The following is a 19,707-nucleotide window of genomic DNA, read 5'->3' on the forward strand; positions in this document are numbered from 1 at the left end:
GTCTGTTAACCACCTCATTATGCCTAACCGCTATTCGTACTCCTGCCAATCCTCTTGGCTTATTATCCTGCAGTAGACGTATCTTCAGCTACCTCACAAGGTGTATTAAGCGTTTATTAAATCAGCAAACATACAGGAGGGCAAAGCCTCACTCGGGCACAGGCTTCTCTTAAGAAGCCTTAGACACCCCGTCCGGCTATTTCCACGTTCTGCCGTCTGTCATGCGTATGCGAAGGGTTCTCGGGCTGCTCGTAACACCATTAGGGAACGCTGCTGAACACTGGCGCACCCTTTCGAAAACATCACGACGCACAAAAGCGGCAATTCGACTGCTGCAAGCTCGTGCCAACCCTTTATCAAGTGTTTCAATAATCGTCTCAGCTGCTGAAATCGGCTGGCTCATATCTTAAAGATCAGCGTTAGGGAAAGATCCGGTTGACATCAGACGGTAAGTGAGTGTTTCCAAATAAAGATTAATGAAGGGTGCTTTACTTGCAACTATGTGATCGATACGCTGAAAAGCCGGTACAGGTCGGAAGCTGTACCGGCTTTTCAGTCATCATTCAAATACCATTTTCACTCAGAAGGGGTCAGTCCTCTTCAGAGCTTTGTCTTTTTTTACGCCATGGATAATCATCCTGATCAGTGAAAACTGCTTTTTGACTGCGCTTTTTAAACCTGGATCGCATGTACATAGAAGAAGGACCTAAAAACCGGGCAGCGTCCATTGGCGTATACATCCACCAGCCCACCCCGGAGATATTCAGCATATGCTTATAGTGGAGAATCGGATGTCGTTCAAAGCGCTTCAACGCAAACATCCGGCCCCACTGATACCACTTAAATGACCAAGCATACCCGAGCGCAGAAAAATGGCTGAGCAGCGACAGCCGGTCTGCCCTCTTTTTTCTTACTTTCTCAAACATTCGCAAATGCTTAGGCTCAAGATTATTCGTTTCAAACATCCAGTTCAGTAAATCTCCAAGAATCGCCCCATCCTGAATAGCCAGGTTCATTCCCTCACCAGCCATCGGATGAACGGCGTGAGCGGCATCTCCAATAATCGCTGCATTCCCTTGAACATATTCGTGAATGTTATGACGGATCGGAATCATGAGCTGTATTTTCTTCCATGATTCGATCTGCGTGACGCAGTCTTTCAGCTCCGGTTCAAACTGAATAATTGGATCGTAAAACGTGTGCAGGCCTTCCTTTTTCATCCTGTTATAATCACCTGGTTTGATCAGCAGGACACACCGTACTTCATTATCAGGAAGCGGAAACAATCCGATAAACGATTTGTGTGAAGCGTACATTCTAGCTTCTGTGTAGTTTTCCGGTCTCGGGAATGTTACTGTAAGAAAGTGATGGTTATACTGTGTAGTGACAAGCTGCTGCTCCATTGCCTTGCGCATAAGCGACGACCTGCCTTCAGCTCCTACAAAGAAATCAGCCTGTATCTCAACTTCCTCTCCATCCTTCTTCACCATGGCCCGATTGAATTGTTTCACTTTACTGTCCATCGACGTAAACTTTTGAAAAGCCGCTGGATTCCAGTAATGAAACGAATCATGCTTAACTGCTTCCTCTAAAATGATGTTTTTCAGCTTTTCGTGAGGTATCATGCGTGCTTCCGGAAAGGTTACAGGCAGGCGGTCATAATGAAGCGGAATGTACATGCTTTCCTCTACCGTCCCGTCCGCTGCTTCTTTCATTTCATAGGTATGAATAGTCGGGAGCGGGTGACTCGTCTTTACAATACGATGGTCGATCCCCATTTCTCTGAAATGAAGCAGCGACTTTGGTTGAAGCAGCTCGCCTTTATAGATTTTGCCAGGGTTTTTATCTTTTTCGATGACGAGCACCTTTGTATTTTGCTGCGCAAGCCGGAGAGCAAGCGTCAGCCCTCCAACGCCTCCGCCAATCACTACTACTTGGAATTGTTCCACAGAACCACCTTCTTCATAAGCTGTCATGTTAGTTCTTCTAGGTCAACGTTTTTCTTTTTCAGCATTCGTTTTACGATATAAGGAATAATAAGCGCGACAGCGAATACTCCGGCTGTTGCAGCAATCATGCCTGCACTTAAATCCGCAAGCGATGCTCCAAGGAGATTGAATGCCAGCGTGCCCGGAATAATACCGATCATTGTAGCGCCGAGAAACGTTTTCAGTTTAATAGAGGATGCTGCAGCCAGGTACGTTACCAAGTCAAAATTAATTACTGGAAGAATTCGCAAAGAAATGATGTAAAACATGCCGTTCTCTTCAATTCGTTTTTTTATAACCTCTCGTTTAGCTCCGGAAAGTTTTTGCTTTTTTCTGCCCCCTAATTTACGAATAAACAGAAAAGACAGCAGCGCTCCAGCTAGGGACCCTGCGTATGTGGCAGCCGGACCGATGATTGGTCCAAAGGCCAGTCCCCCGGCTACTGCCATGACAGAGGCGGGAAAGAGAAGAAACGGCCTCATTGCGAACATCAACACGAATACGGCCGGACCAAGAAGTCCGAATGACAGAAAAAAGTCCTGCAGCTGTTCCGCTTCAAAATTCAAATAAGTAGCATTTATATAAATCAGAAGAGCAGCCGCCGCAATAACTGCAGCGGCTTTAATTAGCGTTTGAACATTCATAAAGTGGCTCCTTTTCCTCCTATATCCGTTTTCGATGCTCTCTAATCTAAAATCGTATCAGCTGCTGCTTTTTCAAGCGGATAATCAGCCGGATCAAGCTCCATCGGTTGTCCAGTCGCCAGATTTGCAAGCTCTCTACCGAGGTATGGGCCGGAAGTCAAGCCGGAAGCTCCCAGTCCATCCGCTACGATAATATCCGATCCGCCCTTCAACGGTCCAAAGACAGGTAAAAATCCGGGAGTGAACGGCCTGAGGCCTGTACGGACACCGGTTATTTCTGCATTCTCAAGACTTGGCGCTACATGAAGGAGCGCTTGAAGCAATTCTGCCTGACTGCCTGCAGAGACCTCTGTATTATAATCGGTAATTTCTTCTTTCGATGCACCAAAAGCCATGTTTCCTCCTCCGAAGTGTATCAGATAGTATTCTCCGTGCGGTATGACAACTGGGTAGTGCTTATTTTCGTCCCGTTTCTTGAGATGAATAATCTGTCCTTTTTGTACAGAACTTCTGCTCTCAAAGCCTGCTTGCTCGAGGAGAGGACGAGTCCAGGCACCTGCAGTAATGATCAGCTTATCTGGATAAAATGTTTCAGGACCGACAGTTACTGCAGGTCTGCCGTTCTGCAGGTGGAGAGCTGCATGATCATGAACGAGATGTAAGCCTTCATTGACCGCTGCTTGCAGCAGGGCCTCTCTCAGTTCTGCTCCGTTCACACGGGCAGATCCTTCCACATGAACGGATTGAAAACGCTCGTGCGCTTCTGGGAAATAAGCTCTTGTTTCTGCGTGGTTAAGCAGCGTTATCTTCCCCATTTCATGAGCTGTTTCTTGACGCTTCAGCAGATGGCGGTGCTTATGATCCAGCCTCTCATCTATATCATGCAGATGGAGAGAGCCAACTTTTTGGTATCCTGCGCCTTCCTGCCCGCTGTCGCGCAGCATGTCGATCAGCTCCGGATAATAGACAGCTCCTCCACGTGCAATTGCATACCATTTTTTATTGCGGCGCTGGGATACCCATGGTGCGATGATACCTGCTGCTGCATCAGCTGCACGTCCTTTATGACCTGCATCGAACAGCGTTACCTTGCAGCCGCTGCGCGTCAGATGATAAGCGGTAGAAGCACCCAGGATGCCTCCGCCGATAATAAAATAGTTTTCCATAAGAAACTCCTTTCGTGCCGACAGGCTATCGCTATTTTAAAACAGCAGAGTAGACGTGACAAATTTATTTACCTGCTTGCAACTTCAGCCACAGTCTGATACGCTGTCAACAGTTACACATTACTTCAACACTTGAAGTGAGTTTAGAGGTGCGCCTTTTATGAGTAAGCTGCCGGAGAATCAGGGGATTCTTTGAAAGCAGCTGAAAGGAAGCGGCGCCGAAGCCTGATCCTCTCCCGGAGGCTGAGGCTGGGGCTGACACCGAACAGGTGCAGCACTGTCATACAGCTAATGCTGTGTGAAGGGCTATCTCACGCTGGAAGGATTATTTTCAGCAGCAGGCCCTCCGCCTGCTGCTTTTTTAACTTTTCGGCCAATGATTTAGCTCTATTCAACTATCTTATTGAATAGAGGGATACAATGAATTTTGGCAGAATTATCACCGCAATGGTTACACCTTTTGATGAGAATGGTCACATCGATCTTCAAAAGCTTCGGGAGCTCGTTCAGCACTTAATTGACACTGGTTCAAACGCGATCGTTGCCGGCGGAACGACTGGGGAAGCCCCTACCCTCAGCCACGAAGAAAAAGCAGCTCTTTTCAAGAATACGGTAGATGCCGCAGCAGGCCGAGTTCCGGTTATTGCAGGCACCGGTACGAACAGCACGTACGCTGCCTGCCAGCTGACACAGCTTGCAGAACAGGCTGGCGCGGATGCTGTTATGCTGACTGCTCCATATTATAACAAACCAAATCAGGAAGGGATGTATCAGCACTTTATGGCAGTCGCGGAAGCGACGTCGCTTCCGGTTATGCTGTATAATGTCCCGGGCAGAACGGGCGTACACCTGACGGCGGAAACAACGATCCGCTTGGCTCAGGATGCGGACAATATCGTGTCGATAAAAGATGCAAGCGGAGACCTGGACCATATGAACGCTGTCATGTCAGATGCTCCTGAAGGATTCACTCTTTACAGCGGCGATGACAGTTTGACGCTTCCTGCCTACGCAATAGGCGCATCCGGTATTGTTTCAGTTGCTTCGCACATAGCTGGTTCCGCTATGAAAGAGATGCTAGATTTATTCGATGAGGGACGTCATCAGGAAGCCCGAAGTCTCCACAGACAACTCGTACCGCTTATGGATGCAATGTTCTGTGCACCGAGCCCTGCTCCGGTTAAAGCTGCCCTCAGCATGATCGGCGTTTCTGCAGGCCCGGTCAGACTGCCGATTACAAAGCTCACACCACTTGAAGAGCAAGTAGTTGCAGGAGTACTAGCAAATCGCATTCTGCACTCTGCTGTATAATCAACAAAACCACCGCCGAATCGGCGGTGGTTTTGTATGTTCCTATCTTCCTTGCTGTCGTCTGAAATGAATAGCATTTATTTCTGCCCCAATCAGCAAAATGATTCCGGTTAAAAACATCCACAGCATTAGAATAATCATGCCGCCCAAACTGCCGTAAGTAGCAGAAAAGTTACCGAAGTTGCTAATATAGATCGAAAAACCATAGGATGCAGCCATCCACCCGATTGTCGCAGCGACTGCACCGGGGATAACGCTTTTAAACGGTATTTTCATATTAGGAGCCACCGTATACAGCGCCGTTAAAATGGTGATAACAACGAGAAGGGCTATAATCCATCTGCCTGCCTGAATAAGCAGCTCCGTTTGAGCAGGCAGCTCTGCCATTTGCTGAACGGCTCCAAGAATGGCTTCACCAAATATCGGCAAAAACAGCGTAGTGATAAGACTTAAAAGCAAAAGCAGCGTAAGCAAAATAGAAAGGCCGCGGTGCTTTAAAAAAGAACGTTTTTTTGTCACATTGAAAGCTGTATTTATCGCTTGAATAAACGCATTCATACCATTGGATGCTGACCAGATCGTTCCTAATATTCCTACAGTAAGAAGTCCTCCATTCGGTTCAGAGACAGCATCGACTATTGTGTCTTCAAATACATCGACTGCCGCACCAGGTAAAAATTCTTCTGCATATGATAATACTTGGTCCGGATCCAGCTGAAAATACGGCAAAATAGCTAAAAGAAGGATCATTAATGGGATGACAGATAACACGTAATAATAGGCTTGTGCCGCAGCCAGCAGCGGCACGTCATCCCGTGACCACTCCTCCTTGATTTCGAGTGCATACTCTTTCCAGACTGCCCACATAGCTTCGCCTCCTGTACGGATCAATCGAACCGGTTAGTTAAGTCCTGGATATTTAAGTTTGAGAAGACGATAAACGTTTTGAACGATAACTTTAGAAATAGCATACGTTGGTATAGCAAGGATTAATCCAATCAATCCAGCCAGATTGCCCGCTATCAAAAGCAGGAGAATAATCGTTAGCGGATGCACCTTCAGCTTATGCCCCATGACGTTGGGCGAAATGAGGTTGCTCTCAATCTGCTGGATAATGATAATACCTATAACGACCCACAGTGCTGTTATTGGCGAATCAAACAACGCTACAATGACGGCGGGGATCGTGCCGATAAACGGCCCTACAAATGGAATCAGGTTCGTAAACATTGCGATGAGCGCCAGAACAACCGCATAATCCAGTCCTATGATCAAATATACGATATAAGACAGAATACCGACACACACACTGACAATTGCCTGTCCCTGAATATAAGCACTGAGCGTGCTATCCATATCGCTCATAATTTTCTGCCCTTCATCCTGTGAATCTGAAGGAAGCTTGCTGAGAACGCTCTCCGGAAATTTCCCGCCGTCCTTCAGCAGGAAAAAGAGGACAAACGGTAAAAGAACGAGCACTGTCACCACGCTGAATGCCATTCCGAGTGCACTGAGCAGGTTGCCTCCAAACTGGCTCGCGAAATCCGTTAGGTTGTCTGTAATAACAGAGGGATCGAAGTCCTCCAGAATCGGTTCATTTTGAAGCATCGTGACCCATTCATGCGTCAACAGATCATTGATCCAGTTCTCGACACCGGTAGCGATGTTCGGGAAGTTATCAATCAGGTTTTCTGTCTGCTGAACCAGAATAGGACCAACCAATGCAGCGACACCTGCTCCCGCTCCTAAAAAAGCAAGAAATATAAGTAAGATGGACACGACCGTGGGCATCCACTTTTCAAGCAGCCTGACGAGAGGACGCAGGATGTAGTATAGAACTCCTCCGACAATAATGACGGGGGCAAGCGATGAAAAGGCAATTGCAAAAGGCCGGAAAACAAACGGCACTTCTACTGCCAAATTTATTGCTAAAAGAATTAACACGACACTGTATAAAAATAAGAACCACTTTGACTTCGGCATCAAACGCCTCCTGACTGTCAGTCAAACAGCGTGCTGACAGATTCGTTTTCCTGTACCCTTCTGATTCCTTCTGCTACAAGCGGACCAACGGTAAGTACCGTTATTTTTTCGTCCCGCTTTTGCTTAGGGATCCGGACAGTGTTCGTTAGGACAACTTCTTTCAGAGCAGATTCCCGAATACGGGTAACTGCCGGTTCTGAAAGCACACCATGGGTGGCGCATGCATAAACATCGGCGGCTCCCAGTTCGATCAGTGCCTGTGCGCCTGAAGTTACGGTGCGAGCGGTGTCAATCATGTCATCGATGATAATAGCTGATTTATTTTGAATATCCCCAATAATATTAATGCCGTGAACAGAGTCCGGCGCGTTCTTACGCTGTTTGTCGATAAATGCTATCGGCGCATCCAGTTGTTCAGCTAAGCGGCGCGCTCTTGCTGTTCCAGCATTTTCCGGCGCTACAACGACAATATCATTCAATTTTTTCTCTGCAAAATAATCAGAGAGGAGATTGTTTGCGCGCAGCTCGTCCACAGGAATATTAAAAAAGCCCTGTACCTGAGCAGCATGCAGATCTACTGTTAATATCCGCGTCGTGCCCGCTGCCTCCAGCAAATTTGCTATTAATTTGGCCGTAATCGGCTCTCTCGATCGTGCTTTCCTGTCCTGACGCGAGTAGCCATAATAAGGGATCACTACGTTTATCGACTGAGCTGATGCACGCTTTAAAGCATCGATCATAATCAGCAGCTCCATGATGTATTCGCTTCCGGGCTCAGAGGTAGACTGAATTAAATATGTATCATAGCCTCTGACCGTTTCTTCGATATTAATTTGTACCTCGCCATCGCTGAACCTTGTTATTGAAGAATTACCGAGCGTCATGCCAAGCTCGCGGGCAATCTCTTCTGAAAGTTCCCGATTAGAATTTAATGTAAATAACTTCATTGTCTCCTTCATCGTATCCCTCCAACATGCTGTTTATTCTATCCTATCACAGCATTATCCATTTGCCGACTAAACTTCTGTACCGTCCAGTCTGTAGATCGTGTATAATGACTACTACCGGCCTTAATGAAGTTTAAATACCTTCCAGTTAAACGGTTGAAAGGAGGCAGACAGGTTGATTCGTCATCTGCCGAACGGCATTACGCTTGCAAATTTATTTTTCGGATTTTTATCAATTGGAGCTGCAGCAAAAGGTGATTATCAAAATGCAGCTGTATTTATTATTATCGGCATGATGTTAGACAGTATGGACGGATGGACAGCTCGGAAGCTGGGAGTGGAATCATCCTTTGGCAAAGAACTGGACTCCCTCGCGGATATCGTCACATTTGGGGTTGCACCTGCTATGCTTGTTTATGGGACTACCTTCAGCGACCTCGGCTGGACAGGGCTGATTCTCACCGGTATTTTCCCTATCTTTGGGGCGATTAGGCTTGCCAGATTCAATATTGATACCGACAGCACTCAAAAAAACTATTTTACCGGCGTGCCGATCACAGCAGCAGGCGGCGTTATTGCGCTGCTGACATTTTTTAATTTCGCCATTCCACAGGCAGCTATTTCCGCTCTTTATATGCTGCTTTGCATTTTGATGGTAAGCCGGATCCCGGTTCCTAGCCTTAAGAACGTTCCAGTTCCCAAGTATGCTATTTTGATCACTGTCATGCTCGTATCATTGATAGCCGTAACCCGCTACAATGCTATGATTGAATATTCCAATTTAATCATTGCCGCAATTATTTTATACATTTTGTTTTTGATTATTTTTTCCGTTTGGAAAAAAAAGCGGGTGCAAAAAACGGAAGACTATGGCTGATGCTGCCATAGTCTTTTTTTATTCAGCGGCTGCAGCTTAAACAAAATGATGTTAAATAAGGGGATTATTTGTCCTGATCTGAATCTGAGCTTCCGTGTCCATAGGCTTCCTCAGCAAAATCAGAACGCAGCGATCCTCTTGCCGTTGTTTCATGCAGCGGGTCTGTTACTTCTTCTTCTACCGGCCGTTGACGTTTGTCCCGCTTTTCGGCATGCTCTACCGTCGTTTTAGCGTGCGGCATAATTTCCAGCCGTTCTTCAGGAATTGGCTCTCCGCTGACAACGCAGGTTCCGTACGTCCCATTCTCGATCATGTTGAGAGATTCGTCAATTTCAGCCAGCTCATCCTGCTGCTGCTGCTCCAAGGCGGCCTCAGTATGACGCTCAGCTAATTCGGTTCCTTGATCTGCCGGATGATTGTCATAGTTGGAAAGCTCTTCACTCTCTTCTGTTTCTGAAGAGTCAGCCAAAATCTCTCTTCGCCTTTTTACTAATTTGTCTTTGAAATAAGCCTGTTTTTTTTCATTCATGATTGATAGCTCCCTCCAATAGGTGAATACATACAGTATTCACGCTTGAGGATAATCATAAACATTTCGCAAAAATGCTCTTGCCGGTAGCTGCCGGGCACAGAGCTGCTCCATGTTGTATTCATCATGTTGAAAGGATTGTGGTCAATCTTGTCAATTCTCCGTCATCTTTTTTACCGCGCTTCAGTGCTTCATCTATGTTGGTAACCGTCAAATCATTTTTGTCGATGCCAATCACAGCACTGTCTGCACCGTCCCTGCATGCCTCGACTGCTTTTAATCCCATTCTGCTTGCGAGCAGACGATCCGCTGCAGTTGGATCACCACCGCGCTGTATGAAGCCAAGCACTGTTATTCTTGATTTTTCCCCAGTTTCCGCTTCCAGCTTCTGTTGAATTTCTGTAGCGCTTCCAGCACCTTCAGCAAGCATCAAAATATGGTGCAGTTTGCCTCTTGTACGCCCTTTTCGAATTTTGTACGCAATCTCCTGTACCGTAAATGGCTTTTCAGGAACGATAATGCTCTCTGCACCGCCAGCTGCTCCTGCATAAAGGGCAAGATCTCCGCAGTTTCTTCCCATCACTTCAATAATCGTCGTCTTCTCGTGACTGCTCGACGTATCGCGGATATTTGTCACTGCACGCAGGACCGTATTGACTGCCGTATCAAATCCGATCGTAAAATCTGTATAACCCAGGTCATTGTCAATCGTAGCAGGAATACCAATTGTTTGAATTCCTTCTCGGCTTAATGCTTCTGCGCCACGAAACGACCCGTCCCCTCCTATTACGATGACCGCACTTATATTTAAGGCATGAAGCTGATCGATCGCTTGTTTTCGCCCTTCAGGCGTCATAAACGTTTTAGAACGAGCCGTCTTTAAAAATGTTCCACCTTTATGTATAATGTCTCCCACTGAAGAAGCATTGAGCTGCTCCAAATCTCCTTTTATCAGTCCCTCAAATCCGCGTTTCACCCCATAAATTTCATAATTATAATACAGTGCAGCGCGGACCACAGCACGGACTGCAGCATTCATACCCGGAGCATCTCCTCCGCTAGTCAATACAGCAATTTTTTTCATGTTATCCAGCTCCTTTCAGATGTCAGACTTCTAAAGCTAGTTTACCACGTCTCTTGATTAAATGATGAAAAAACAGCAGGAAATCCTGCTGCATAAAGAGTCTATTATTTAAACAATCCCGTGCCTGACTGAATGTCTCGAAACAGATCGTCAAGCGTACCAGTATCGTCAGGCTTGTATGCAGGGCTTCCCCGGTCAATCACAAACCCCGTAACAAGGTACGTTTTCATGCCGATGCTCCCAGCAACAATATCCTCCTGAACGTCATTTCCCACCATTATGCACTCTTCCGGAGCTACTTCCATTCGATCGCAGAGCTCTTCATAGTATTGTGTATGCGGTTTTGTAAACGAGCTGTTCTCATAAGACGTGATGAAATCGAGAGAGCTGCAGTCAATCCCTGCCCAATTCAATCGATGGCGTACGGCTGCTTCCGGAAAAACAGGATTTGTAGCAGCAGCTGTTACTAATCCCTGTCGAGACGCAGCAACGATAATATCTGCTGCTTTTGTGGAAGGAAGCCCCTCTGGCCGTAATGAAGCAAACTCTTCTTCATAAAATGTATGCAGCACGGGTGCAATCTCACGCTGCGAAACCCCTGCTTCCGGAATAAATGTTTCCATAAATACTTGTTCATTCGTTTTGGCAGGATCCAGATTTTGCTGCATCGCTGCTGTGCCTCTCCATAGAGCCTGAACAAACTGATCCGGATGAACCAGGTGCTGGACAGCTGGAGCAAGCTTTTTCATGTAAGCTTTTACAAACGCTTCTGTATCAATTGGAAGCATTGTGCCATCAAGATCAAATAACACTGCTTTCATTTCATCCACTCCTGACATACTGCTGTGTATTTTATATTCTACATCAGTTTAGCAGATATTCTTGTTTGCGTCGTTGAAAAATCAGCTTCCTTTTCCTGGATACATAGGCAAGCTTGTTCTATTTTTCCCATTGAAGATACTGACCTGTTCCGCCTCTTATGCCGATATAATAGAGATAGTCCACTAAGTACGACAGAATCAAAAAAACAGACCGCTCGGGGCGGACTGTTCATAGAAGTTTATTGCATTTGCTTTTTCTTCTCACGGTCTTTTTTCATCTGCTTGCTTCGCAGCTGTCCGCAGGCAGCATCGATATCAGAACCCTGCTCATGACGGACTCCACATTGGATCCCCGCTTTCATCAGCGTATCAAAAAAGGTGAGGATATTACTCTTGCGGCTTTGCTCATACTGAATATGCTCATCTACCGGATTGTACGGGATCAGATTGACATAGGAAAGCTTTTTTTTATCTTTAATAAGCTCAGCCAGTTCCAGTGCTTCTTCTTTTCCATCATTCACACCATCGAGCAAAATATATTCAAATGTGATACGGCGGTTTGTCTTCTCTAAATAATAATCAACAGCCTCCATAAGTTTCTCGATCGGCTGCGCTTTGTTAATTTTCATAATTTTTGTACGCAGATTATTGTTCGGCGCATGCAGAGAAACAGCAAGATTCACCTGCAGATTTTCATTTGCAAAGTCATAGATCCGTTTAATAATGCCGCTCGTCGATACGGTAATATGCCGGGCGCCGATAGCAAGACCGCTGTCGTTATTCACAACGCGTAAGAAAGCCATCAAATTATCGTAGTTATCAAATGGTTCTCCGATGCCCATGACGACGATATGACTGACACGTTCTTCTTTTTGCTCTTCATCCATTGCTTTTTGCACATGCATGATCTGCTCGACAATCTCGCCTGCACTCAAATCGCGGCTTTTTGTCAGAAGACCGCTTGCACAGAAGCTGCAGCCAATGTTACAGCCGATTTGAGTTGTGACACACACAGAGGAACCGTAATCAAACCGCATTAATACCGTTTCAATCAGATTACCATCCTTTAAACGGAATAAAAATTTCATTGTTCCATCTTTGGAGACTTGCTTGGAATGGACTTCAAGTGTTTGGAGCGTAAAGGTTTCTTTTAATTCCTCCAACACATCTTTTTTCATATTAGTGATTTCATTAAAATCGTCAATTCGTTTGCGGTAAAGCCAGTCCCACAGCTGTTTTGCCCGGAAAGGTTTATGCCCGCGCCCGGTAAACCAGTCTTCAAGAGCCGGAAGCGTATAGCTGTAAATAGACTCTTTATTCATGTTAACCCTCTTTTCTTTACTAATCTACCGTAATCAGTAGTTCCAATCTTTTTTGACCATCTGCCATTATCTCAGCTTCACAGAGAAAATGCAAGTCACCTGAGGATCTCCTGATTAATAATTTCCATATCGACAGCCAGCCCAAACCGTTCTCCGTCTCTATTAGTCGTTGCATATACAACCCCGATTACTTCTCCAGAGGCATTGATAACCGGACTTCCGCTGCTTCCTCTGTAAACTGGTGCGTCGAGTGCGATCACCGGCTCAGGTTGTGCAGATTCCAGGTAACCAGCTATAATGCCCGAGTTCGGTACAAAATTGAAAAAGCGGGGATTTCCAATTATCGTAACCTCTTCCCCCTGACGAAAACCGCTCCCAATCTCCAGCGAGGGATGCTCCTCCGTCGAAAAGTCTGCTTCCAGCACAGCCGTATCAATCTCCTCATTCTCAAGCTCAATGTCAGCTTGATAGGACGTGCCATCTTCAAAATGAATCGATATCGGAGCATCATGATCAACTACGTGCTGATTTGTCATGACTCTGCCATCATCGAATACAAAACCGGTTCCTTTGGCATCACCTGAACGAATGACGACAATTGACTGTTGAAAATCCTGCACGTCTTCGTCGCCTCTCAGTTCATAGGCATTGCTTAAAAAATGAAAAGCTGGAATGTTTATCAGCTGCGGCCATACCGCCATTACATTCGCCAGTAAAGCGATTGCTGCAATGGACGCAATAGTAATCTTTAAACCACGTTTCATTTTCTTTTTTGGCTCCGGTTCAACCGGATCAGGGGGATTAAAAAATTCTTCTCTTGTTAAATACTTCTCCCCATCGTAAAACAGCTCTTCCTTTTTTTCTTCCTGTCTCTCTTGATTCTTACCAGTCTGATTGTGGTCATCTGTCAAAAATAGTCACTCCCGCTTCGACTTGTCATTAGACGGGCTGGCGGCCGATTATGGATCTTGCACAATGAACTCCTGAGCTCGAGGCGCCGATCGAACCAGCTCCTGGAAAAATGTTGTCTCCGCATAACCAGAGCCCTGTAATGCCGCTTCTGTGAGAAATGGCTCGATAAAGTGCATTGTCAGGGGTTTGCGGAAACCCGCCTACTTTACCGCCGGTTCTGCGTGTGTAGTGCTGCCATGCCATTGGTCCAGCAGTGAACATGTGTACCGCTTCGTCTGTAAAACCGGGGAATACTGCTTCAAGCTTTGTCAGTACCGCTTTCTTTATCGCAGCGGCATACCGGTCATAAGCGGTTTTGTCTTTCCAGTGGTCTGGATTAATATGTGTAGAAACCGTTACCGTTCTATACCCTGCCGGAGCCCGATGCGCATCAGAGACAGCAGAAATCGATACAAAAAAATGATTCCCGGCTTCTGCTGGTTTGTCGGGATTCACTAAAAACTGGTGAAACAGCGGCGTCTTTTCAGTCAGCGTATCTTTTAACGCAAGGTACATTGTAAATGCGCCCCATTGAAACTGGGCTCCCGCTTTACGCCGCAATCGACCGCTCAGCTTAACCCGGTCCTCTGCCGGCAGCAGCGACGCAGCATCTTCAGCAGTGGTATTCAACACCACATTTGCCGCCTGCCAGCGTCCTCCTTTGTGATCTTCCGCTTCCCATAATCCGGATTCAGTTCGGGCAATGCCGACGATGCGCCTTCCTTTTTTTACAGTCCCGCCATTTGATTTACAGGATTGTATCAGAGCTTCGATCTGTCGGTAAAGTCCTCCTTCGATGTACCAGGCCCCTCTGTGATAAATGTCCAGTGCCGTGCATCCAAGCAGCGCAGAACATGCGTCTGCCTCTGTTTGCATACTGTCCAGCAGCACTCCATTTAAAAAATGCATAAAATCTTGTTGATACTGAAGACCATGCTTTTCAATTACGAATCCAAGAGGCTTTTGAAGCAACGGGATGCAGCGGAGCACTGCCGGGTGGAAACCTTTCAAGAGGGCTTCTGCTTCATGAAAAGTAGCAGGCGGAACAACAGGAAAATGAACCATATGACGGCGCAGCAACCCTGCTATATGCCACACTTCTCTATAAAAGGACCGAATCGCTGGTGCGGCGTGTGGCAGCTTTGCATCCCACATTCGCAGAAACTGCTCCCGGTTCTGATAATAAGGGTAGACTCTGTCCGCTATCGCTACATTCATAACGGTGTGGAGCGGACGTTTTTCAATCTCTATTCCCAGCCGCCTGTTAATTTTGTCGTGGATGCCGTCCCGTTCATATCCCATACCAAGAGTGGCGCCTACCGGAAAACGAAAGTTCTTTCGTTGAAACTTCCCTGCGCTTCCACCCCACTCAGCTGCAGCCTCGACTAATGCCACGCTGCGCCCTTCAGCCGCGAGCAGCGCAGCTGCAGTAGACCCGCCAAACCCTGAACCGATTACGAGTACGTCCACCTGTTCCATTCGGTCATCACCTCTGCTTCTTATTATGGCCGGCTGTACACCTGTTTGCAACGAATACAGCAGCTTGACCGAAACCATGTTGAAAACTTTGGGCAATTAGTATATGTCTCCCCAACAAAAAATACCTATTATCGATGATCGATAATAGGCATTTCTCATTGGTCTAATCAGCCCTCCAAGAGAAGCTGTTCTGGATCTTCAATTAATTCTTTTACTTTTACTAAGAAGCCTACAGCATCTTTACCGTCAATAATTCGATGATCGTAAGATAGAGCAATATACATCATCGGACGGTTTTCGAACCGCTCATTGTCGATTGCTACCGGACGCATTTGTGTTTTATGCATGCCCAATATACCAACCTGAGGTGAATTCAGGATTGGAGTTGACCAGAGGGAGCCAAACACACCGCCGTTGGTAATCGTGAATGTTCCGCCCTGGAGGTCATCCAGCTTCAGCTTTTTGTTTTGTGCCTTTGTAGCTAAAGAGCCAATTTCCTTTTCAATGCCCGCAAATCCAAGGCGATCTGCATCGCGTACAACTGGAACTACGAGACCGTCGTCAGTTGATACCGCCACTCCAATATCATAGAAGTCTTTCAGTACGACCTCATCGCCGTCAATCTCTGCGTTCACATAAGGATACTGCTTTAGAGCACCGATAACCGCTTTTGTGAAAAATGACATGAATCCTAGTTTTACATCGTTGTTTTCCTGGAAGCGATCCTTCCAGCGCTTGCGGAGAGCAAGCAGGTTCGTCATATCCACTTCGTTAAACGTTGTCAGCATAGCAGCCGTCTGCTGTGCTTCCACCAGTCGTTTTGCGATTGTCTGACGGCGGCGGGACATTTTTTCACGCTTAACCGGCTTCAGTGGATTTTCATCTGATTCTTTGGAGCTGCTTTCTTTCTTTTCAGCTGACCCTTTGCCTCCTCCAGCCTGATGCGCGTCGATATCTTCTTTACGTACACGTCCAAGCGGATCACGGGAGCTGACCGCGTGCAGATCAATTCCTTTTTCACGAGCGTACTTTCGAGCTGCTGGAGAAGCAATCACGCGCTCATCGGACTCTGACTCATCAGAGGATCCGGACGCTTCTTTTGGCGCTTCTTTCTGTTCTGCTTCTTTTTTCTCTTCTTTTGGTTCCGGCTTTTCCTCTGTCGTTTCAGAAGGAGCTTCGGAGCCGCTGCCTTCTGAAGCATCGGTATCGATCACCGCAATAGTGTCGCCTACTTTTACTGTATCTCCTTCTTCTGCTTTTGTCTCCTTCAGCACTCCGGATTCTTCTGCAGAAATTTCCACGTTTACTTTATCTGTTTCAAGCTCGACGATGTCGTCACCTTTTTCAACGTAATCGCCCGGCTGCTTCAACCATTCGGCAACCGTTCCTTCCGTGACTGACTCAGCTAATTCCGGTACCTTTACTTCCAGCATCAATCATTACTCCCTTCGGATTCTCGGCTTGTTGCTTCTTCAATAATGCGATTTTGTTCAAGTTTGTGTACTTTAGGGTCACCCTCAGCCGTACTGGAACGGCGGCGGCGGCCGACGAATTCTACAGGAATCTCATTGTTCGTCAAGCTTTGCAGGTGCGGTGCGATGTAGTGCCACGCTCCCATATTTTGAGGTTCTTCCTGAACCCACATAATTTCATCAAGATTCTCATAGGCATCCATTATTTCTTTAATCTGTCTGCGAGGAAACGGATACAGCTCCTCGACTTTAATAATTTGCAGCCAGTCCGGTTTAGAGTCAAGCTCTGCCAGGTGCTCTTCCATATCGACAGCTACTTTACCAGAAGCAAATACGACCCGCTTTACTTTTTTCGCTTTTTCAGCCAATCCATCGACTGTGAGAACCGGCTGGAAACTTCCCTCTGTGAACGTATCGAGAGAAGAGGCAACATTTTCGTTTCTCAGAAGACTTTTCGGAGCCATTAAAACGAGTGGTCTGATCACTTCTTCTTTCAGCATTTTAGCCTGTCTGCGCAGGAGATGGAAATACTGGCTGGCTCTCGTCAAATTCGTTACGTGCCAGTTATTCTCTGCTGCGAGCGTAAGGAATCGCTCCATTCGACCACTTGAATGCTCTGGCCCCTGTCCCTCATAGCCGTGAGGCAGCAGGAGAACAAGCCCTGATTTCTGGCCCCACTTTGCTCTTCCGCTCGAAATGAACTGATCGAATAGAACCTGGGCGCCGTTGGAGAAATCCCCGTACTGTGCTTCCCAAATTGTGAGTGTTTCAGGAGACTGTACGTTATAGCCGTATTCGAACCCGACGCATGCAGCTTCTGACAGCGGGCTGTTGTGTACTGTGAAGGAGGCTTTCGCATCTGACAAAGCGTGAAGCGGATAGTGAACGCCTTCCTGTTCATAATCATGCAGAACGAGATGACGCTGAGAGAACGTACCCCGCTCAGAATCCTGACCAGTCAGACGGATCGGTGTGCCATCTGTAATAATCGATGCAAATGCAAGTGTTTCCGCATGGCCCCAGTCAATTTTCCCATCAGACTCCATCGACTCTGTGCGCCGGCTCAGAATTTTTTCGAGCTTTGGGAAGATATTAAAATCTTCCGGATATTCAAGCAGCTCCTCGTTGATCTTGCGCAGTTCTTCCTCCGGCACCGCTGTTTCGATGCCTTCCAGTCTGTCCTCCACATATTCAGGCGGATTCATGTCCCCGTCAATGTGTTCACGCTTATTGCCTTTAATATTTTCAAAGTGCTCCGTCAGCTCAGCAAGGAACTCATCCCGCATACTGTCGAAATCCTCTTTCGACATGACGCCTTGATCGACGAGCCGCTCTCCGTATATGTGATAAACAGTAGGATGCTGCTTTACCTTTTTGTAAAGCTGAGGCTGTGTTGCCAGCGGTTCATCCATTTCGTTATGTCCGTAGCGACGATAGCCGATCAGGTCAATCACGATATCTTTATGGAACTCTTTGCGGTACAGATACGCAAGGTGCATTGCAGCCACACACGCTTCAATATCATCCGCATTTACGTGAATAACGGGGATTTCATACCCTTTTGCCGGATCACTCGCATACGTAGTTGATCTGGAATCATCGCTGACTGTCGTAAAACCGATTAAGTTATTCGCTATAATGTGAATCGTTCCACCTGTCGCGTAGCCGTTCAGTCTGCTTAGATTCAGCGTTTCCGCCACAATTCCCTGACCAGGAAATGCTGCATCACCGTGAATTAAGATCGGCATCGCTTTATCCATATCCTGCACCGGCTTGCCAGGCTTCGAGCGGTCGTCCTGAGCCGCTCTGGTCAGTCCTTCCACAACTGGATCAACGAATTCGAGGTGGCTCGGGTTGTTTGCGAGTGTTATCGTCGCATCTGCCTTTTCCTCATGAATCTCTCGATCTGCACCGAGGTGATACTTTACATCACCTGTCCAGCCGTAGTTAATTCCTACCGATCCTTCTGAAGGCACTAGATCCTTGTTCGGTGCATCATGAAATTCACTGAAGATGAGCTCATACGGCTTCCCGAGAACGTGTGCCAGTACATTGAGTCTGCCCCGGTGAGCCATTCCAATCATCATTTTTTCTGCACCGTCCGCGACCGCTTCGCTGACAGCTTCATCAAGCATCGGTACCATCGTGTCCAGACCCTCGATCGAAAAGCGCTTCTGACCCTTAAATGTTTTATGAATAAAGTGTTCAAAGCCTTCTACTTGATTCAGCCTCTGCAGCAGCTGCTTTCGAACATCATTCGTGAGGTTCGGTATATAGTCACCCGACTCCACTTTTTGAAACAGCCAGCGGCGTTCATCAATATCATGTACCTGCTTAAATTCGAAAGCAAGCCTTTGTGTATACGTCTTTTTCAGATGCTCCACTGCTTCCAGTCCGTCGGAAAGCTGTTCATGGTAGTGTGGAGAGAGCAGCTCCGGCGGTACTGAACGCAGATCCTCCTCTGTCAGGTCGAATTCATCATAGCTGAATATCTCTTTCTGCTCGTCCAGTCTTACCGGCACGATATCCGCCATTAAGTGTCCGTTTCTGCGGATTGATTCGGCAAGTTTCATCGCGTTTACAGCTTTGTAGTAAGTTTCAGGTCCAGCCTCTGCCGGCTGAACAGCTGACTGACCGTTAACAGGCGTTTCCCGATAAGCCCCCCACTTTCTAAAAAACTGCCGCAGCTCCTCCTCTACCTCATCCGGGTCCTGCTGATACTGTTCAAACTGCTCCAGCATATACCCGAGGTTCGGACCATAAAACTGCGTCCATCCACGACTGTGGTTGATTGAATCACTTCCCATGTCTGCTACCTCCAGTGAAAATAAATATGTATTCCTGACGCTGTAAAGTTGTGAAGCGTTTACAAGCTTATTTTACCATTATTCATGATCATCCTCAAAGGTTAGTTTCCTAAATTGTGTATTTATATCCCCTTTATGCACAAGGGTTTCAGTTCTTTCCTATATTAATAAATAGATGAAAAACCTGCAGCCTCTCATTCTTTGTCTTCATATATTCGGATAAGACAATCAGCGAGCATCATTTCCGCGCTGTAATAATGCTGACTGTTTCGATCATACGCTTTCTTCATATTTGCGCTAAAAGCCCCCGAACGACGAAAGTATTG

16 protein-coding genes and 1 riboswitch are annotated in these 19,707 nt (G+C 46.7%); of the genes, 2 read left to right on the forward strand and 14 right to left on the reverse strand.

Annotation, left to right across the window (positions count from 1 at the left end):
- Nucleotides 1–590: 590 nt before the first annotated feature.
- Genes ACSZLD_RS03935 through ACSZLD_RS03945 form a run of 3 tightly spaced genes read right to left on the reverse strand, consistent with a single transcriptional unit; the run spans nt 591 to nt 3,798 of the window.
- Nucleotides 591–1,976: an FAD-dependent oxidoreductase gene (locus tag ACSZLD_RS03935; RefSeq protein WP_444684284.1), complete on the reverse strand. Its 1,386-nt coding sequence runs from the start codon at nt 1,974–1,976 to the stop codon at nt 591–593.
- Nucleotides 1,973–2,632, reverse strand: a complete 660-nt coding sequence (locus tag ACSZLD_RS03940) for a TVP38/TMEM64 family protein (RefSeq protein WP_377908439.1) — start codon at nt 2,630–2,632, stop codon at nt 1,973–1,975. The genes ACSZLD_RS03935 and ACSZLD_RS03940 overlap by 4 nt, the downstream gene beginning before the upstream one ends.
- Before the next feature lie 41 nt (nt 2,633–2,673).
- Nucleotides 2,674–3,798 carry an NAD(P)/FAD-dependent oxidoreductase gene (locus ACSZLD_RS03945; RefSeq protein WP_444684285.1) on the reverse strand — a complete coding sequence of 375 codons (1,125 nt, stop codon included), beginning with the start codon at nt 3,796–3,798 and terminating at the stop codon, nt 2,674–2,676.
- A gap of 136 nt (nt 3,799–3,934) precedes the next feature.
- Nucleotides 3,935–4,115, forward strand: a riboswitch (Lysine riboswitch).
- Between the two features lie 103 nt (nt 4,116–4,218).
- Between ACSZLD_RS03945 and dapA the strand changes: the two genes are divergently transcribed.
- A complete protein-coding gene (dapA, locus tag ACSZLD_RS03950; protein ID WP_377908441.1) occupies nt 4,219–5,109 on the forward strand; it encodes a 4-hydroxy-tetrahydrodipicolinate synthase in 891 nt (296 codons plus the stop codon).
- Between the two features lie 42 nt (nt 5,110–5,151).
- Here the strand turns inward: dapA and ACSZLD_RS03955 are convergent, their stop codons facing one another.
- The 3 genes from ACSZLD_RS03955 to ACSZLD_RS03965 are packed head-to-tail and all read right to left on the reverse strand — an operon-like array spanning nt 5,152 to nt 8,051.
- Complete coding sequence (locus ACSZLD_RS03955) at nt 5,152–5,976, reverse strand: YihY/virulence factor BrkB family protein (protein ID WP_377908442.1); 825 nt, start codon at nt 5,974–5,976, stop codon at nt 5,152–5,154.
- A 33-nt stretch (nt 5,977–6,009) separates the two neighbouring features.
- On the reverse strand, nt 6,010–7,092 hold the full coding sequence (locus ACSZLD_RS03960) for an AI-2E family transporter (RefSeq protein ID WP_444684286.1): 1,083 nt from the start codon (nt 7,090–7,092) through the stop codon (nt 6,010–6,012).
- A 17-nt stretch (nt 7,093–7,109) separates the two neighbouring features.
- Nucleotides 7,110–8,051: a ribose-phosphate diphosphokinase gene (locus tag ACSZLD_RS03965; RefSeq protein WP_377908444.1), complete on the reverse strand. Its 942-nt coding sequence runs from the start codon at nt 8,049–8,051 to the stop codon at nt 7,110–7,112.
- A gap of 163 nt (nt 8,052–8,214) precedes the next feature.
- On the opposite strand from ACSZLD_RS03965, the gene pssA reads away from it, so the two are divergent.
- Nucleotides 8,215–8,916 (forward strand): CDP-diacylglycerol--serine O-phosphatidyltransferase, encoded by a 702-nt coding sequence (pssA, locus tag ACSZLD_RS03970; RefSeq protein WP_377908445.1) that lies wholly within the window; start codon nt 8,215–8,217, stop codon nt 8,914–8,916.
- Nucleotides 8,917–8,980: 64 nt separating this feature from the next.
- On the opposite strand, the gene ACSZLD_RS03975 is transcribed toward pssA, so the two are convergent.
- The 8 genes from ACSZLD_RS03975 to ACSZLD_RS04010 form a co-directional block, all read right to left on the reverse strand.
- Nucleotides 8,981–9,445 carry a TraR/DksA family transcriptional regulator gene (locus tag ACSZLD_RS03975; RefSeq protein ID WP_444684287.1) on the reverse strand — a complete coding sequence of 155 codons (465 nt, stop codon included), beginning with the start codon at nt 9,443–9,445 and terminating at the stop codon, nt 8,981–8,983.
- 124 nt (nt 9,446–9,569) lie between these two features.
- Nucleotides 9,570–10,529 (reverse strand): 6-phosphofructokinase, encoded by a 960-nt coding sequence (gene pfkA, locus ACSZLD_RS03980; protein WP_444684288.1) that lies wholly within the window; start codon nt 10,527–10,529, stop codon nt 9,570–9,572.
- Nucleotides 10,530–10,633: 104 nt separating this feature from the next.
- A complete protein-coding gene (locus ACSZLD_RS03985) occupies nt 10,634–11,350 on the reverse strand; it encodes an HAD family hydrolase (RefSeq protein WP_444684289.1) in 717 nt (238 codons plus the stop codon).
- A 239-nt stretch (nt 11,351–11,589) separates the two neighbouring features.
- Complete coding sequence (gene rlmN / locus ACSZLD_RS03990) at nt 11,590–12,672, reverse strand: dual-specificity RNA methyltransferase RlmN (RefSeq protein WP_444684290.1); 1,083 nt, start codon at nt 12,670–12,672, stop codon at nt 11,590–11,592.
- 95 nt (nt 12,673–12,767) lie between these two features.
- Nucleotides 12,768–13,583 carry a S1 family peptidase gene (locus ACSZLD_RS03995; protein WP_444684291.1) on the reverse strand — a complete coding sequence of 272 codons (816 nt, stop codon included), beginning with the start codon at nt 13,581–13,583 and terminating at the stop codon, nt 12,768–12,770.
- A 28-nt stretch (nt 13,584–13,611) separates the two neighbouring features.
- On the reverse strand, nt 13,612–15,102 hold the full coding sequence (locus tag ACSZLD_RS04000) for a phytoene desaturase family protein (protein ID WP_444684292.1): 1,491 nt from the start codon (nt 15,100–15,102) through the stop codon (nt 13,612–13,614).
- A 167-nt stretch (nt 15,103–15,269) separates the two neighbouring features.
- Nucleotides 15,270–16,535 carry a 2-oxoglutarate dehydrogenase complex dihydrolipoyllysine-residue succinyltransferase gene (gene odhB / locus ACSZLD_RS04005; protein ID WP_444684293.1) on the reverse strand — a complete coding sequence of 422 codons (1,266 nt, stop codon included), beginning with the start codon at nt 16,533–16,535 and terminating at the stop codon, nt 15,270–15,272.
- Entirely contained in the window at nt 16,535–19,381 is a 2,847-nt protein-coding gene (locus tag ACSZLD_RS04010) for a 2-oxoglutarate dehydrogenase E1 component (protein ID WP_444684294.1), read from the reverse strand. Before ACSZLD_RS04010 ends, odhB begins: the two co-directional genes overlap by 1 nt.
- Nucleotides 19,382–19,707 lie beyond the last annotated feature (326 nt).

The sequence above is a fragment of the Alkalicoccus luteus genome, from assembly GCF_052061695.1.
Classification (GTDB): Bacteria; Bacillota; Bacilli; order Bacillales; family Salisediminibacteriaceae; genus Alkalicoccus; species Alkalicoccus luteus.